The 18147-nt window shown below is 47.6% G+C and carries 13 protein-coding genes; 3 read left to right on the top strand and 10 right to left on the bottom strand.

The features are described from left to right. Positions 1-293: 293 nt before the first annotated feature. Positions 294-875: a TetR/AcrR family transcriptional regulator gene (locus KJS65_RS08640; protein WP_213649459.1), complete on the bottom strand. Its 582-nt coding sequence runs from the start codon at positions 873-875 to the stop codon at positions 294-296. Between the two features lie 331 nt (positions 876-1206). Here KJS65_RS08640 and KJS65_RS08645 point away from each other — a divergent pair, with 331 nt between their 5' ends. Together KJS65_RS08645 and KJS65_RS08650 are read left to right on the top strand one after the other, a co-directional pair. After that, complete coding sequence (locus tag KJS65_RS08645) at positions 1207-2409, top strand: MFS transporter (RefSeq protein WP_213650706.1); 1203 nt, start codon at positions 1207-1209, stop codon at positions 2407-2409. A gap of 153 nt (positions 2410-2562) precedes the next feature. Beyond that, entirely contained in the window at positions 2563-4035 is a 1473-nt protein-coding gene (locus KJS65_RS08650; protein ID WP_244864443.1) for a catalase, read from the top strand. A gap of 73 nt (positions 4036-4108) precedes the next feature. On the opposite strand, the gene KJS65_RS08655 is transcribed toward KJS65_RS08650, so the two are convergent. The 8 genes from KJS65_RS08655 to KJS65_RS08690 form a co-directional block, all read right to left on the bottom strand. Then, entirely contained in the window at positions 4109-5869 is a 1761-nt protein-coding gene (locus tag KJS65_RS08655) for a glycoside hydrolase family 2 protein (protein WP_213649460.1), read from the bottom strand. Beyond that, the gene (locus KJS65_RS08660; protein ID WP_213649461.1) at positions 5866-7899 is read right to left on the bottom strand and encodes an alpha-L-arabinofuranosidase C-terminal domain-containing protein; all 2034 of its coding nucleotides are present in this window, start codon (positions 7897-7899) and stop codon (positions 5866-5868) included. The genes KJS65_RS08655 and KJS65_RS08660 overlap by 4 nt, the downstream gene beginning before the upstream one ends. Before the next feature lie 64 nt (positions 7900-7963). Beyond that, positions 7964-8857 carry a carbohydrate ABC transporter permease gene (locus KJS65_RS08665; protein WP_213649462.1) on the bottom strand — a complete coding sequence of 298 codons (894 nt, stop codon included), beginning with the start codon at positions 8855-8857 and terminating at the stop codon, positions 7964-7966. Positions 8858-8872: 15 nt separating this feature from the next. Further along, entirely contained in the window at positions 8873-9835 is a 963-nt protein-coding gene (locus tag KJS65_RS08670) for an ABC transporter permease (protein ID WP_244864444.1), read from the bottom strand. A gap of 43 nt (positions 9836-9878) precedes the next feature. Further along, on the bottom strand, positions 9879-11468 hold the full coding sequence (locus tag KJS65_RS08675; RefSeq protein WP_213649464.1) for an extracellular solute-binding protein: 1590 nt from the start codon (positions 11466-11468) through the stop codon (positions 9879-9881). 113 nt (positions 11469-11581) lie between these two features. After that, positions 11582-13270 carry a response regulator gene (locus KJS65_RS08680; RefSeq protein WP_213649465.1) on the bottom strand — a complete coding sequence of 563 codons (1689 nt, stop codon included), beginning with the start codon at positions 13268-13270 and terminating at the stop codon, positions 11582-11584. A 2-nt stretch (positions 13271-13272) separates the two neighbouring features. Then, positions 13273-15072: a cache domain-containing sensor histidine kinase gene (locus tag KJS65_RS08685; protein ID WP_213649466.1), complete on the bottom strand. Its 1800-nt coding sequence runs from the start codon at positions 15070-15072 to the stop codon at positions 13273-13275. 89 nt (positions 15073-15161) lie between these two features. Then, positions 15162-16013, bottom strand: coding sequence for an AraC family transcriptional regulator (locus tag KJS65_RS08690; protein WP_213649467.1), 852 nt, complete (start codon positions 16011-16013; stop codon positions 15162-15164). A gap of 359 nt (positions 16014-16372) precedes the next feature. Between KJS65_RS08690 and KJS65_RS08695 the strand changes: the two genes are divergently transcribed. Next, complete coding sequence (locus KJS65_RS08695; RefSeq protein WP_213649468.1) at positions 16373-17608, top strand: cytochrome P450; 1236 nt, start codon at positions 16373-16375, stop codon at positions 17606-17608. 120 nt (positions 17609-17728) lie between these two features. Here the strand turns inward: KJS65_RS08695 and KJS65_RS08700 are convergent, their stop codons facing one another. Continuing rightward, on the bottom strand, positions 17729-18109 hold the full coding sequence (locus KJS65_RS08700; protein ID WP_213649469.1) for a VOC family protein: 381 nt from the start codon (positions 18107-18109) through the stop codon (positions 17729-17731). Positions 18110-18147: the final 38 nt, after the last annotated feature.

Below are 18147 nucleotides of genomic sequence, written 5' to 3' on the forward strand. Positions count from 1 at the left end.
GCCCGTTAGTTTAATGAAGAGCCGTTTCGTAGCAACGAGTACATTACTGACTGCAACGAAATCAATAACTACTATTTCTCCACCTTTGAAATTTCCATCTCATCGTATGTATTGTTAGGCTATTGGCTCATCTTACTTGAAAGGTTCATTCTGGATGAATAAACTCACGTTACTTGTGATTTGGGTCGGTGCATGTATCGAAGCATAGAAACAAAACCACTCTACAATAGAGTGGCTTGTAGTAGATCTTCTCTTAGCAAATGATTACAGCATTTCTCCTTGTTTTGTTGATTCTACTTAAGTAATGTGAGTATAACTTCAACAGAATTATCAACAAATGATCGTTCGGGACGAGATTTCATGATCACGGTTAGCCCTATTAGCGATACGACAAGCGTCTGTGCCAATCCCTTTATGTTTAAATCCGACTTAAGTTCACCTGATTGCACGCCTCTTTCAATCGCTTCTTGAAAGATTACTGAAAGATACATTTGGTGTTCCCTTGTTAGGACTTCAAATTTCTCATCATGTGGCGAGAGTTCTACCATCGTATTGATGCAAAAGCATCCCCGATTTGGGCTTTTATCATATTCTTTTGCTACTAAATTTTCAAAAAAGGCACGGAATCCTTCTTGAACAGAAGAATTGTTTTGAAGACTGGCGCGAACATAAGCAGAATGGGATCGCGTATATTTCCTCAATGCAGCTTCAAACAGTTCTTTTTTATCTCCGAAGGCTGAGTATATGCTTGGTCGCTGAATGCCCATTCTTGACGTCAAATCGCTTAAAGAGGTAGCTTCGAACCCCTTTTCCCAAAATATTTGCATAGCGGCATCCAATGCCTTTTCCTCATCAAATTCACGTGGTCGAACCATAATACTCCCCCCTTATATCATACCTATCGGTATGTTAATATCTTATTTCCTGAAATTTAATCTGTCAAGAAAGTTAAATTATATAGCTCGTCGACTCATACAAGTAATAGAGCAAGAATATTTTCAAATCAAAAATTCTACGTTTTATCCATGTCGATCACTTGACAGTTCATTTTTTTCAAGGTTATATTTATCCGTAATCATAACATACCGTTCGGTACGTTATGATATTTGAAAATCGAAAATCTAAGGAGTTGTTATCTGTAATATGGAGAAGTTCATTGAAAAGACGGAAGCCAATACAGGAGATTATGCCGGCATAGAAGTAGACATGGATCAAGCAGCGCAAATTGAACCAGAATCGATTCCTGTTTCTCCGTTGTCTCGAAATGTGGCACTCTTGTTTGCCATCGCCTGTGGATTAGCAGTCGCCAACATATATTACGCTCAACCCTTGCTGGACTCTCTTTCCAGCGAGTTCGGTATTACACATTCATCCATTGGCATTGTGATAACGATCACTCAAGTTTGTTATGCGATGGGACTTTTACTGCTGGTGCCCCTCGGCGATTTATTAAACCGGCGTTGGCTGATTGTGAGTCAGATGACTTTATCCGTGTTAGCTCTGATCGTGGTTGGCATCGCGCACTCCAGCACAATGTTGTTCATAGGAATAGCAATGGTTGGACTACTCGCCGTAGTGACACAGGCGCTTGTTGCGTTCGCGGCGACTTTGTCTGCCTCAGCCGATCGTGGGCGTATCGTCGGATTGGTGACAAGCGGAATCGTAATTGGCATTCTGCTTGCCCGTACCTTCGCTGGCATATTGACGGATTTAGCCGGTTGGCGTTATGTATATCTTGTTTCAGCTTTATTAACGCTAATCATGGCAGGTATATTGTTCCGAGTTCTGCCGCATTATGATCAGGAAAGAGAGTCATTATCCTACTTACAGTTGCTTCGATCGGTAATCATGTTGTTTGTACATGAACGAATACTGCGTATCCGCGCTGTATTAGCTCTGTTGATTTTTACTGCTTTCAGCATATTATGGACTTCCCTCGTGCTGCCTCTCAGTGCCCCGCCACTTTCTCTTTCGCATACCGCAATTGGGGCGTTTGGTCTCGCCGGAGTTGCTGGAGCCTTAGCGGCAGCGCGAGCAGGCCGACTAGCCGATCTAGGTTTAGGGCAGAGGACCACCGGCGCAGCGTTGTTTATGTTGCTAGTATCATGGTTGCCCATTAGTTATGCCAAACACTCGCTTCTTGCATTAATTGTTGGTATTATCTTGCTTGATCTCGCGATACAAGCCGTACATGTCACTAACCAGAGCATGATCTTTACTGTGCGCCCTGAGGCACGCAGTAGGCTGACTGCCGGTTATATGATTTTCTATTCGATTGGCAGCGCCACCGGGTCCATCGCGTCTACCCGTATCTACGAATACTCCGGCTGGAATGGAGTGTGCTTGTTAGGTGCGATTGTTAGTGCTGCTGCTCTTTTATTTTGGTCATTGACCCGTCGTCTTCATTAATTATAAAACCGGATATGGCTTAAGATAATTATGCTATATCCGGAGAACCTGTATCTTCTGCCCTCCACACAATCGGGAATGGTAATATTTTCACTGGAGCTCAGCATAAAACAATATTATCAGAGAGGATTGATTCATAGAAATTGGAGGGCGATGATGAAAGAAAACAATATTAAAGGAAACCCTGATAATCATGTACCGGAAACCGTAATCCTGGCAAAAGAAATAGTTCCTCCGAGATCTTCTGGACAAGATGAAGAGAACGATGTCGCTCTCAGAGAGAATCACTCATCACAATGGGGAAAAGATATTCCGGCAGCATTGCATTCACAAACGGTAGGCCAAAGGGGCCCCGTTCTGGAACAGGATAATATTTTACACGAAACCCTGGAAACCTTTGTACATACAAAAATTATTGAAAGACCGGTTCACGTGAAGGGCTTTGGAGCTTTCGGTTACTTTCAGACCATTCATTCCATGACTGAATTTACAAAACTTTGTTTTCTGCAAAATCCCGGTCAGCAGGTCCCCGTCACTGTAAGGTTTTCGCTTGCTGTAAGCAATAAAGGCACCCCGGATACTTCTCGCAATGTGCGGGGATTTTCCACCAAATTTTATACGGATGAAGGCATTTTTGATCTGGTCTGCAATCATATCCCCGTGTTTTCTGTACGGGATGCCATACGTTTTCCGGAGTCCATCAAAGCCTTTCTTCCCTCGCCGAAAAACAACCTGATCGATCCTGAACGCTTCTGGAGCTTTGTGGCCAGGGCGCCCGAATCAACTCATTTTCTGGTCTGGCTCTACTCTGACGTAGGCACGGTAAAAAGCCTCCGCCACATGAAGGGTCATAGTGTGAATACTTATGTCTGGAGGAATGCACTGGGTGTCCGCACCTATGTTAAATACCATTGGATGCCTTTTGCCGGCGAGCAGTATATCGATCGTCATGAAGCTGCCCGGTTAGCTGGCGGGAATCCGGATATTTCAGGCAAGGATTTATATGATACAATAGCAGCCGGAAAGACTGTTGATTACGGGCTTTACGTGCAGCTGATGAACCCAAATGACCCGGCCACTCTTCCCTTTGATCCGCTGGATGATACAAAAGTCTGGGATGAACGACAATACCCTTTGCTGCCGGTTGGCCGGTTAGTATTAGACCATAATCCGGATAATTATATGGAACAGGTGGAGAAAATAGCCTTTTCACCGTCCAATCTCTTGGATGGGGCCGAGTTATCGGATGATAAGATGCTTCAGGGACGCGCCAATATATACTGGGATTCACAGCGCCGACGATTGGGGCCGGAGTTCCGCAGAATTCCTGTCAACCATCAGGAAGATTGGTCACCTGCATCCCTTGTGACCAGCGGCAACGGGAGATTTGTGGAGGGAGATCTCGAGCGTACCGACTTAGCTAAACCGGATAATTTTACACAAGCCGGCCAATTTTATCGCGCTCTTTCTCCTATGCAGCAAGATCATTTGGTAGATAATCTTTCAGCAGATCTCACAGGCATTTCCCATGAAACACAAAAGATTATCTTGGACTATTTGACCAACGCATCTGCGGAACTGGGAGAAAAGGTTGCTATGCAAATTAAAATGCAAACAAAGGATTAATCCGGTTCTGATAAAAACAAAAAGAGCCATCAGCTGACGAAGCTGATTGGCTCTTTTTGTTTGCGGCGTTCACTTATGCTAAATTAATCGCTTTAATTTTATCCAAAGGGATTTTCGGTTTGCGGTCTTCCGTCAGAAGGCCATTGATTTCCTGTTGAACGTCGGTAACCTGCGTGTAACAGTAACCGCAAATATGTTCCACGCTTTTGATCGCCCGGGTTAGACCTTCGAACCGATTCAAGAAATCCTCGTCTGAAGTCACTTGATGGCCGTAACCCCAGCCTTTATCCGATTGATAAGCAATCCCGCCGAATTCAGTCACCATAATGGGCTGTCCCCGGTATTCGTATCCGTCGGCAAAAGCATACTTCCAATGATTGCAGGTGGTATCTTTATTTAAGATGGCATCGATATTTGAATACCGCTTCAAGAATCCGTCCCCGGTCTCGACGTAATCATGCAGCGTCAGAATATCGGAAACGGTATGCTCCCAGCCATCGTTCGTGATCACCGGGCGGTACGGATCGATCGATTTCGTCAAATGATAAATGCCCTCGGTAAATTTCTGCTGTCTCTGATCATGTAAGATGGACGCTATTCCCCATGATTCATTAAACGGAACCCATGTGATTATACTTGGATGATTATATTGCTGCTGGACGATCTCCAGCCATTCCTTCGTGAATGCATCGACTGCGCGATCATGAAATTCGAAAGTTGCTGCCATTTCGGACCATACCAGCAGGCCTTTTACGTCGCACCAATAGAGAAAACGGGCATCTTCGATTTTCATATGCTTGCGTACGCCGTTGTAACCCATCTCCAGAATTTTGTCGATATCCTCAATGAGGGCTTCTTCATTCGGTGGTGTTAAATGACTCTCCGTCCAGTACCCCTGATCCAGTATCAATCTCTGATAGATCGGTGCATTGTTCAGAAGCACCTTCCCTTTTTCAATCGAGATCTTTCTCATCCCGAAGTAGGAAAACACCCTGTCTTTGACTTGATCATCCGAGTACAGCACGAATTCTACGTCATATAAGTTTGGATTCTGCGGCGACCAGAGGCTTTTCTTCCACGGCCCATTTGCTTCATGAATCAAATCGACCTCGACGGTCAGACACGGGCGATCAATGAACAGACTGACTCGCTTGACCGGCTTGCCCTTCAAAGTAACGATAGCTTCCAGCCTCAAATCACCAGCCACCTCTACCCCGCTCACCTGATAATCGAAGCGGACGATCGAGCGGTCGATATCCGGTGTTATTTTCACCGTATCAAGGCTCTGCTCCTCCACGTATTCCAACCATACGGTTTGCCATATCCCGGTCGTCTGGACATAGAAGCATTCAAAGTTATCCTTAGTCCAACGCTGTTTGCCTCGCGGTTGAGTGCAGCTGCTGCTGTCTTCCGCTTTTACGGTGATATGATTATCGGTACCGAAGACCAGATAAGGGGTAATATCGAAGGACAAAGCCGCATAGCCGCCTTGGTGAGAGCCGACCATCGCTCCATTTACCCATACCTTGGCCACATAATCGACTGCCTGGAAATGCAATATCGTCCGTTTGCCATCGGCCTCTTTCGGGATATGAACCGATTTGCGGTACCAGACCTGCGGGTGGAATTCTTCGATTCCGATCCCGCTCGCCTGCGTCTCGTAAGAAAAAGGAACGGTAATCGTATGCGTTCCATCAAACTTCTCCTGCCACTTCTCCGTCTCCCCTTGATTTCCGTCGTCGAAGCGGAAGCTCCACTCCCCGTTCAAGTTCAGCCAATTCTCGCGTACGAATTGCGGCCTGGGATAGTCCTTGGTGTATGCTTTGGTTGTCATGCTGTGCCTCCTGCCTCATGTGATGCTTTGATTTCGACCGCATAAACGGATGTTGGTCGTAACGGGTAGCCTTGCTGCCATGCGGAAACGGGAACCGTACGGGAGGTACAGGCGATTCGATCCGGTTCGAAAACGGTATTTATAGCTTCGAAGGAATCCCCCGTAATCTCATACAAGAGGGTATCGTCGATAGAATCTAACGAGTGCAAGTCAAGCTCGGCCTTAACCTCCTGCATGCTGCGGTTCACGATAAACAAGGTGATGATGCTTCCGTCCTCGTTCGTGCAGGCCGTAATGTCCAGATCCGGAAGTGCTTCAAGATTGATTTTCGTCTCCTTCGTTGACTTTACGGAGAAGGAGCCGCATACAGTATCAACCGGAAGGATTCGCCGGATATCCCGATTGGCGTAGAGCTTTAACACTTCATAAGTCGGAGTACCGTATACATTGAGTGGAAGCCCGCTCCAACCGGATTCTTTGCCGCAATATTGATCGGCATAATAGTCGCCTACGCGTATGCATCCTCCGAGCCAGCCATTCACCAAATCAGAGAAGCTGCCGATATGCACCATATCGCTGGAACGAAGCATTTCGTTCAGGTTGGCTGCATTGGCGACAGCCGCGCCCAATGTATGTTCGTCTGGTAGCCCTTTTCGGTTCGTATTCGGATAGTACATGGTGTTGTATTCAGTAATGGCCAGCTTCACATGGCTGTGCTTCGGATTCGAATGGATAAGCTCCACCGCCTGCCCGATATCGCCACGGGTCCACTCGGGAAAAGAGACGATTGCTTTATAACGTTCATCTGCCGGCGTTTCCCGGTTCATTCCGAAACGATTGAAGCCGTGATATAAGTGCATCGTCAAATAATCGAAATGTTCTCCAGCCAGATCAAGTACCGGCTTATTCCATTCAGGATCTGTATGTCCGCAGGCCAAGAGCATGATCGAGGAATCAGCCGTCTTCATCGCCTGCGCGAATGCTTTGCATCGGTTTGCGAACTGGTCTGCGGAACAGGTGCCAACCTGCCACTGGCCCCACACCTCGTTGCCGATTTCCCAGTACCGGACATTGTACGGCTCGGGATAACCATTCGCCGCCCGCAGGGCTCCCATCGGGGTGTCGATGCTGCCGTTGCAGTATTCTACCCACCCGGCAGCTTCCTCCGGTGTACCGGATCCGTCGTTGACGCAGATCAGCGGCTCCACCTGCAGTTCCCGGCAAAACCGGATAAATTCGTCCGTGCCGAAATACTTGCTGGTCCACCCTCCCCAAGCTTCGTTGTACATAACGGGTCTCTCAAGAACTGGACCTATGCCATGCTCCCAATGGTAGGCGCTGATGTAATTTCCCGCGAGTCTCATCATTCCCGCGTTAAGATCCCGGGTCATGTCTACAACCTCACGCTTCACCATGCCAATGCTGTCTGCAGGGAGCAAAGATACGTGATCAAGCCAAAGCATGCCGGTGGATACATGATCTGTCCATCTGGGGTGATCTGCCGGAATATAGACCCGGAATTCGGCGTCGGAACATGTACGGGAGATGGATAAGCTGGCTTCGTATTCCTGCCAGTTATGGCTGCTTAGCTCGATACGAGCATGTCCGAGAAGCTCCTCCGTCCGCCGATCTACCGCTTCCACGAACAGATAGCGGAGCTCAATGGCGGCCCGAGCGACAAGTTTGACCGTATATTCTACCGGTCCCTTTAGCGCCACCTTCTGCGCAATACCCGCATAGGCCTCATCATCGCTCAGGATGCGAATGCGCTGGGCGCGTCCCGAATGTCTCAGGGCCGGCGCTTCCAGTGCATATTGCGTATTTCTGCCGTTCGTAAATGAAACCCAGCTGCCGGAGATCGCTTTCGCCGCGTTCGCTTCGCTCTCGAAATCCATGTCCCTTAGTGGATATGCAAGCATCGCTTCCATATGATCCCGGATGTCCTCTACGAAATGCCCAAAAAGGTAAGGGTTAATGGTATGCCCGCTGGTTCGGCTGCTGTCGATTGTAATCTTCGCGTTTGTTTGCACAATAAACCTCCGTTGGTAGGATACTAAATGTCGTTATTTCATACGAGACGTCTATGAATGTGTGCTAACCTTTGATAGACCCGATCATGACACCCTTAACAAAATGCCGCTGTACAAAAGGATACATAATCAATATAGGCAGACTGGAGATCATAATAACTGCATATTTGATGCTCTCCGCAAGCAGCACTTTATTCTCCAAACCGACGTTAGCGTCGACCGCTTCGCTCTGGCTGATCAGCAATATCTCTCTCAGCACCAGTTGAAGTGGATACCGTGCTTCATTACGGATGTAGATCAAGGAATTAAAATAAGAGTTCCAATGCCCAACGGCATAAAACAAAACCATTACAGCCAGGATTGGCTTGGACAAAGGCAGGATAATGTTCAGCAGCAGCCGCCAGTTGGAACAACCGTCGATATGGGCAGCTTCCTGCAATTCCCATGGTATGCTGGTTTGAAAGTAAGTCCGCATCACGATCAGATTATATGTCGCAATTGCCCCAGGAATGATCAAAGCCCACATCGTATCAAGCAGTCCCAAATTTTTGACGAGCAGATACGAAGGAATAAGTCCGCCTCCGAAAAACATGGTCAGCGTTATGATCACCATGAGTACCTTGCGTCCGGGCAGATCCGGTCTTGACAGCGGATACGCCGCTAACACGGTCATGATGATATTGACGATCGTACCAACCACCGTATATATGATCGTGTTGGTATAACCATTCCATATTTTCCCATTATGCAGAATGTTTGTGTAAGCATCAAAGGAAATGTTTTTAGGCAGCAGCCATACTTCCCCGTTCAATACTTTCGCCGGATCGCTGAATGACGCGCTGACCACGAAAATGAGCGGATATAACACGATCAAAATGATGAGTGTAGCAATGGTATATATTACGGCGTCGAATATCTTTTCATCCGACGATCGGCTTATGGAAGCTTGATTAGACATGCTCATTTTCCTCCTTTACCATAAGCTGGTCTCCGATACTTTGCGTGCGAATCGGTTGACAAGCAGCAACAGTACCAGATTGATAGCCGAATTAAATAATCCGATCGCCGCTGTGTAGCTGTATTCGCCTTTGAGAATACCGGTTGTGTACACGAACGTGGAAATTACGTCACTTGATTCAATATTCAAATTATTTTGCATGAGCAGGATTTTCTCGAAACCGATGTCCATGAAATGTCCAATATCCAGGATGAGCATAATGACGATGACGGGTATGATACCCGGTAGGGAAATATGCCACACGCGACGCAGCCTGGAAGCTCCGTCCATCTTGGCCGCTTCATATAGCTGCGGATTCACTCCACTGAGTGCCGCGATATAGATGATGGATTGCCACCCCATGTTTTGCCATATATTCGAGCCGATGAAAATGGTCTTGAACCAACCGGCTTCCTCCAGAAAACGGATCGGCGAACCGCCGAGAGCTTCGATTAGCGAATTGATCGGCCCCGTAGTAGGCGACAGGAAAACATTCAGAATGCCGACGATGACGACGACGGAAATAAAATGCGGAATAAACGTAATGTTTTGCAGTATTTTACTGAAGGTCTTGCTGCGAATTTCATTGACAATCAGTGCAAGCAGGATCGAAATCGGGAATGCGATGAGCAGCGAGAACAGATTAATCGCTAACGTGTTCCAGAGCAGCCTCCAGAAATAAAATGACTCAAAAAAACGTACGAAGTGGTCGAAACCGACCCAACTGCTGCCTATGATACCCTTGGCTGGATTAAAGTTTTTGAAGGCAATTTGCAGTCCGTACATCGGCCCGTAATGGAAAATCAAATACCAGGCGATGGGCAGCAGCAGCATAAGATACAGATCTGACCGTTTAACCATCTGTCTCCACACACGGCCCCGCTGTCCCGGAATTTTCCGGGACAGCGCAGCATTTGTGCGGACTTGAGTACTCTTCATAAGCATCTACTCCTAACGAATGCGTGAAATCGTATGATGTCTATTATTTTTTCATCTTGTCGTAGGCTTGCTGATACAGGTCCTGCAGTTTGTCGATCTTCATCTTTTTAAGCGTGGATTGGAATTCGTCCCACTTATCGAAGCTGAGGGCTCCTGCGATGAATTTCGTGCTTTGCTCTTCGTAATATTTGTCGATGTCATTCCGCAGGACGTTGACTTCCTGAGCGGTATTCTCATCGAACATCGGGGATGCGTAGCGTACCTTCGGCATGAACGGCGTCAGCTTGTCCTGCGCTTCCTGAACCTGCGGAGGATTGATGAAAGAGGCCACTTTATCGCTGATGAGATGAGGAGCTCCTCCGCCGGCGTACGGCGTGATTTTACCTTGATCGCCCGATGCGAGGAAAGCTTCCGTATAGTAAGGAATGCCGTCCTTCATTTCGTAGTTCTCGCCTTCCCTGCCGAAACGCAGCATCGTAGAGCCTTCGTCGCTGTAGAAGTAATCGATCCAGCGCATCGTGAGTTCCGGATTCTTGTTCGCAGAGGTGATGGCAAAGGCTCCGAAGTCCCGGGCGATTGGCGCGCCCTGGCTTTGCATCTGGTCGCCATGCGGGCCTTTGAACGGTGCGATGCCCGTGTATTGATCCTTGATCGGCATGAATACATTGTTCGTCTGGTCAAAGAAAAAGCCTGTGTTCCCCGATGACTGTTTCGCCAGGTAGTCCGCTTCCTTCTGCGAGAACATATCGGGATCTAGCAGTTTTTCCTTGTAAAGCTTGTTCAAATACTGAAGCATTTCTTTGTTCCGATCATTACCCATCCAAATTTCGACCTTGTCGTTTACCAGATTGATGTTGTAGCCTAGCTGCTGGTCGAGACCGAACGAACCGCTCATCATATTGACGATTGGCAATCCTTGACCTGGTACCGGAGCACGTGCGGTCATCGGAAGTTCGTCTTTTTTGCCGTTCCCGTTCGGATCTTTATCGCGGAAGGCGACCAGGACGTTGTACAGATCATCAGTCGTTACCGGTATGTCCATGTTCAGCTTCTTGAGCCACGCCTGGTTGATCCATTTTTTGTCTGTACGGGCGGCGTCCAGCGTGACGATACCCGGGATCGCATAAATGTGACCTTCCGGCGTCGTGATGCCCGAGCGGATCTCCGGATATTCCTCCATCAGTTTCTTGAGGTTGGGAGCATATTTCTCGATCAAATCTTCCAGCGGAATCAATTGGCCAGCCGCACCGTAGCGGGTTGCTTCCAGCTGCGAAATCCCCGACCGGTAAAAAGCGTCAGGCAGCTCGTTGGATGCAAACAGGAGATTTTTCTTTTCCTGAAAGCCGTCCGTCGGCGCTTCGGTGAATTCCACATGGACGTTGCTCATTTTCTCGTAATCCTGGAAAACGGGCATATCCTTGAACGCGCCGTTGACGGGAGCAATTCGGGTGAACATTTTCAGAGTAATAGAATCTTTCGTCAGCGGAAATCCGGACGCGCTGACAGTTGTTTCAGATGAACCCTCAGTGTTTTTGGATTCGGCTCCTTTTTCGCTATTGGAACCGCAACCTGCGAGTAATAATGCCGAGATGAGCGCCGTGCTCAGCGCACCTCTAGCCCAGTGTTTGGACATGAATCAATGACCTCCGTTTATATATAATTAGGAACCTTTGTAAGCGTTTCCCCTAGTGCATGTGAGTATTATAGTTCACCTGTCGTGGCAGCAAATTCTAATAATATGACTATTTACTCCACATATTTTACGGTTTCGGATTTCCCTCCCGTACGGAGGCTGTTCAAATAAGCTTGAGGCGTCATTCCGATGCGTTCCTTGAACACCTTGAAGAAGTAATTATATGTCGAAAATCCCACCTGGCTGCTGATTTGCTTGACTGAGTACTGTCCGCTTTCCAAAAGTTTGCGTCCCGCATCAATGCGGACCTTGTTCACGTATTCGGAGAAGGTGAGCTCGGTTTCCTCCTTGAATAGCCGGCTTAAGTAGGATGGATTCAGACCGATAGCGCCAGCCGCGAGCTCCAACGTGATATAGCCCTGGTAACGCTCCAATACTAAATGAATCGCCTGGGATACATGACGGGAGTAATTGCCCTTCACCCGCTGCTGTTTAAGCCATAGAAGCATCAGATCGAAGTAGGCTTGCAGCCACTGCTCCAATTCCCCGATGCTGCCGATTCTGCCCAAATCGCCACGCGGCGGGAGTTCCTTCATGGCGGCTTCCACCGAATGCAGCGGCATGGATTTTCTTAATGCCTTGTCGGCCGTGTGCAGAAGTTCGCTTGCCGCCATCTGTACCGCAGGCGCATGATACGGCAGATGACGGACGGCTGCGAACACCGAGGCGATCAGGCGATGCAGTCTTCCCTGGTCCAAGCTTTCGATCGCTAGGATCAATTCCTTCTGATCCTCGATGGTCGGAGCCATATGCAGCTGCTGAGAATAGGCTGTTTCCCGACCCGTTCGCTGCGCTTGAATCCCTTCCGAATCCTGCACGGCTTTCGCGGCTGCGGATGGTGAAGCATCGAGTGCTTTCACGGCCGACGCGTAGCTGTCGCCTAACTGGGCCAAACCGGCGCAAGGGTGTCCGATCGCATACGATGATTTCAGGTTTAACATCAACTCAAGGGAATGATGAACCCTGGCCATCCATCGCTGTGCTTCACCGGTAGCGGCATGCTCGCTGCGTTCCTTGAATGCGAACACGACGACCAGCCGTCCGTTCTCCACGTAGGCGGCCGTTCGTTCATGAATATCGCCCAAGCTTTGCTGCATCAGGTCTACCGCCTGCTGCACCAACCGGTTTGTTTGCATGTCGCTGTAGGATGCGGTAAGCAGCAAAAAAGGGTTAATCTGAACGGCTGCCGCAACAAATCGGACCGCTTCCGGATACAAGCCTTCCAGCAGACTTGAGCCCGCCATTGTGGAGTTTTCATCGTCCCTGCCTCTCACGAGGTCGGCAATATGCTCCCGTATGAATACGGGCCTTAGCGTATCGGCCATTTTCTTGCTCGCCAGCTGCCCTTCCTTCGCCTGGTTTTCTTGCTGCAAGTCCATCACGGCCTTGTTCAATACGTTCAAAAGAAGCGCCTCGTCCAGCCGGTGCTTGAGCAAATAGTCGATTGCCCCGTTCCGCATGCATTCGCGTACGTAATCGTAATCGTCGTAGCTGCTCAGCATGATCGTCTTGACGGACGGATGCCGTGTCCGTATGATGCCTTGAAGCTCAACGCCGCTCATTTCCGGCATATTGACGTCGATGATGGCAATATGAGGCAGCGAATCCTCCATCATCTGTAATGCCGTTTCTCCGCTGTAGGCTTCGCCGACGAACTCGAATCCATGTTTTTTCCAGTCGAATAACGTTCGGATCACGTTACTGATCAACGGCTCATCATCGATCAAAAGAACCTTGAACATGTCTAGACCACCTCTTGGGCGGATGTCTCCGCATGATGTATTTTCGGAAACCGGATCTCAACCTTCGTGTACAATCCCGGCTCGCTGTGCAGGCTTAAACCATATGGTTCGCCAAACATCCTGACGATCCGTTCATGCGCGTTGCGGATGCCCATGCTGCTGAAACGCGAAGTGGCGTCTTCCCGGTCCAAGCTTCCCAGCAGGGCGTCCATCTGCTCCTGCTCCATGCCTTTACCGTTGTCGATGACTTCGATGAGTACGTCCTGATCCTCCTCATATACCCGTATCAACACTTGCCCGCCATTATCGGATGGACCGATCCCGTGCATAATGGCATTCTCTACGAGGGGCTGCAGCATGAGCTTCAGCACCTTGCATTCAAGCAGCGATTGGTCTTCGATCTGCGTATGCACCTGAATCGGCTCCATATATTTGTATTTCACGATGGAAACATAGCTGAACACATAGTCAAGTTCTTCCTGGAGCGTTAAAAATTCATTGGAGTTCCCCAGTAACCCCCTCATAAGCTCGATTAAGGAGCCGGAAACTTCCTCAATATTGGGCACACCATTCAATTTAGCCAAATATTTGATCGTGTTCAGCGAATTATATAGAAAATGCGGGCGAATTTGCGCCTGCAGCGCCGTCAGCTCCGCCTCGCGTTTCTTCTTCTCGCTCTTTCGTATGCCTTCCATCAACCGCTTCAATTCATCAACCATGCTAATAAAAACACGATATAGCTGACCGATTTCGTCTTTGGTTTTGATCTCCGTTTTAGGAAATGATAAATTACCGTCCTTAACCTGCATCATCATGGATCTAAGCCTGCGAATATTCAGGGTTGTACGGGATGAGACCTGGTGGGAGCCAATCAGAATGATGATGAAGACAATGATCGCTACCTCGGCCATCAAATTGCGGATTCGGGTGGACTCGCTGAGCAGGGAGTCCAGCGGAATCAGCGCCAGTGTGCTCCAGCCTGTATATTCGGATAGGCGGCTGACGACGATGTAGGATCTTCCATTGATTTCTTGTTCCACTACACCGCCCTGCCCTGCAAGTTTCCGTTTGAGATCGACAACCTTTTCCAGGGAAGGCGCAAATGAGGATGGTGCAGACTCGGATTGATAAACATATCCATTCTGCTCATCAAGAACATACAGCATGCTATCTGCAGTCGGTTTTACACCATACGTTTTTTTTATGAATTCGTAGTCCAAATCGACCATGACAATGCCCACTGTCTCGCGGTTATAACGGATCTCACGTCCCACAGTAATGGCATCCGCCGCTCCTTTAGGTTTAAAATAAGCATGGCGTGAGCCGTTTTGCAGCATGTAATTTAGCATGGGTGTCCCAAGGACGGTACGGTCCATCCAAGGACCACCTGTAAAGAATACTTTACCGTTCAGACCGACAACGGCAACCCGAGAAATGTAAGGTTTATAGTTGATCAGAACCGATAAAAATTCAGTGATTCGCTTTTGTTCCTGAAACCATTCATAGCTAATCTCCTCATTCGGGCTCATGATTGTATCGATCACCGTATTTTTGTTGGTCACGACAACCGTGTTCAACCGATCGATCTCCTCCAGCATGATATTGAGGGATTCGTCCGCCTGGCGAATACTGTCCGATACGGAAGTAACCGCGTTATGCTTGATCGTATCGCGCATGTTCACATAGACGATTCCGGTAACGGAGACGATGGACAGAAAAGTGATCAGACCGAATGCGATAAATATTTTTCCCTGCATGGTAGTTTGGGGCGAAAACCATCTTCGAAGAGTTGAAAGCTTCATATAGGGAGCTCCTCGCAAAAGAATTTATTGAATCTAATGGATAAAGATAGTTGCAAGCGCTTACGTTTTACACGTCATGCGGTCTACTCTCACCTTTGTTTCCGAATGATAAGTGGACTTACCTTGTAGTAAATTTTGAAAGCCCTGGTGAACGAGTACAAGTTGGGATACCCAAGAGAAAGTGCAATCTCTGTAACGGTCGCATCCGTTTCCTGTAACAATCGTTTCGCTTTGACCATGCGGATTTTCTGAAGGTACTTAAGCGGAGGCATCCCGACCTGACAGGCAAACATATTGGAGAAATAAGAGCGGTGAACCCCTGCAAAAGCAGCGACCTGCTGTACGGATATCCCCTCTGAGGCATGCAGCTCCATAAATTCCATACATTCATCAATCCACCCTGAAGGTTCTGCTACAGGGGAATCGACGGTAACTGGCATGAGCTCGGCCATCAGTGCGCAAACGAGACTTTGCAGCTTGAGCGCGTTCGCCGGGTTCCGCTTTACAACATCTTCCAATTCATCAATTACTTTTTCGGCATGTTCTTTCACACGGGAGGAAATAGCCTTTTGACGAAACGGTCTTTCAGGCGTAATTCCCGCCATCTCCAATAAAGGCTGGACCCTTTCTCCATCAAGCGCGAGCCAGTTCATCCGAAGCGTCGAATCCGAGGGAAGTCTGTAATAGCAGTAGGTTTGACCCGGATACAAACAAAACAGGTCACCTTGCTGCAGATCAATCCATTTGTCGCCGAATTCAAGCCGGATCATTCCCTCTTGCAAGAAGTGGAGGCTGTAGCTTTCGATCCTTTTCGGCCCTACTTTGTAATTGGGTTTACCCAAACTCCGACCCGCCCGGACTGGCCATATTCGAGCTTCCTTATCCAGTTCCGCGGGAGTATAGTAAATAAAATCTGCAAATTCATATTCATATTCCTGCATGTCCAACTCCTCCACTTTTGCAAACATTTTCTTCTAGAAAATAACAAAATGACAATCATGTTTTTATTTGATGTCTTTCTAAAATGTCACAAATCAACATAATTATAAATGTAAAGGTTTCATATTGTCGAGATCACCTAACATATTGCGAATATTAATGAACAGCTTTTTACCATCGGGTCCTTTCAGCATGAAATATAGACGCTTGGCATGTAATTACAAAAAAATATAAAATTCACGCAGCACAGACCTTTTGTCATGGGTCGTTCGAAAGTGGTTTCCCAATTTTCCGTATGATACGATTGACATATGGCAATCGGATAAGTATTCACCATATCAAAAAAACGGGAGTGAATATTATGCAAGAGGAAATTATCTCTTTAGCTGAAATCACCCAGTTTCGATCAGCTGCGGAGGAGTTTAATCCCTTTGATTGGTACAGACACCATTTAGAACATGAACCGATCAGCTACAATGAAGCAACGAATTCGTGGAATGTGTTCCGGTATGAGGATGTCAAGAGAGTTTTAAGCGATTATGAGTACTTTTCCAGTGTGCGAACCCGCACAACGATCAGTGTCGGAGCAGATAATGAGGAGGGGCATCATAATTCAGGCCGAGTAAATTTGAACTCAGATCCTCCGGATCACCGTAAAAGCCGCAGCCTGCTCTCTGCTGCTTTTACGCCAAGAAGCTTAAAGCTGTGGGAGCCTCGTATCCATGAAGTAGTCAGCCAGTTAATTGAGGATATGGGTGACGAGCCCGTCATTGATATCGTCAAAAGCTTTTCGGGCGCACTGCCTACGATCGTGATAGCTGAACTGCTGGGTGTTCCACCTGAGGATCGGTTCTTGTTTAAAGAATGGGTCGACCATCTTTTCCTTCCGCTCCCTATGGATCATATCGAAGATGTTCAGGAACTAAAGCGGCAGGCTGCCAAAAATTACTACAGCTACCTCCTTCCCCACGTGATTCTGAAGAGAACGAATCTTGCCGATGATATTATCTCTGACCTGATTCAGGCGGAGGTAGACGGTGAACGGTTAACAGATGATGAAATTGTTCGGATGACCATGTTTATCCTGGGAGCAGGCATAGAAACGACAAGCCATCTGCTGTCCAGCACATTCTATTCCTTCTTATATGATAACGATCAGATTTATACCGAAATACAATCGAACCGTGAGCTGCTTCCTGGCGCGGTGGAAGAAATGCTGCGTTACCGTTTTCATATCGCAAAAATGGACCGGACGGTGAAGCAGGATAACAACGTGCTCGGTGTGGAATTAAAAAAGGGCGATGTCGTTGTAGCCTGGATGAGTGCTGCCAATATGGACCAAGAGATGTTTGAGGATCCTTTCACCTTAAACATTCACCGTGCTAACAATAAAAAGCATTTGACCTTCGGCAATGGTCCTCATTTTTGTCTAGGCGCTCCGCTTGCGCGGCTCGAGGCCAACATCGGACTAGGGCTGTTCATGAATCATTTTGAGAGGATTGAACCGGTCCAAGGTTTCAATCTGGAAGCGAACCTCACGCCTTCTGCTGCCGGACAAACGCTCACTTCCTTGCCGATCCGAGTATATCGCAGATAGCATAGAGCTCGCATTGCTGAACATATTAAAGCCTCTCCCGACACGGGAGAGGCTTTATTCAACGACGATATACATAAACGCATTGCTGGTGCCCTTGTTTCATTCAAAGCTGTGACTGTCTTAGTTAGATTTTTCCAGAACAGCAAAGTAATTTTCTTCATTGTCCGCAAAGTTAAATACTCTGCCGGTAGGGAGATTTACGATATCACCCACCTTGATATTTTTATTAGATAAGCTGCTATGCAGCTCGTCTAGGTTATCCGCAAAAAACATCAAAGAAGGCGTTCCCAAATTTAATTCAGGAGACATTTTAGCAACGAATTCTTTGCTGTGGAGTATGATGCTTGTTTCCGCTCCCTCTGTTGGAGCAATTTCAATCCATCTCATGTGACCGTTATTTTCTTCGGAAACGATATGAAATCCTAATTTTTTCGTCCAAAAATCCACTGACTCATCCTGGTTGTTTACATACAACATCACTTGTCCAATTTTATTCATCATAGACATTCTCCCTAATATTTAGTAAACATGCTTTTAAT

The organism is Paenibacillus sp. J23TS9, from assembly GCF_018403225.1.
In the GTDB taxonomy this organism is placed as follows: Bacteria; Bacillota; Bacilli; order Paenibacillales; family Paenibacillaceae; genus Paenibacillus_AQ.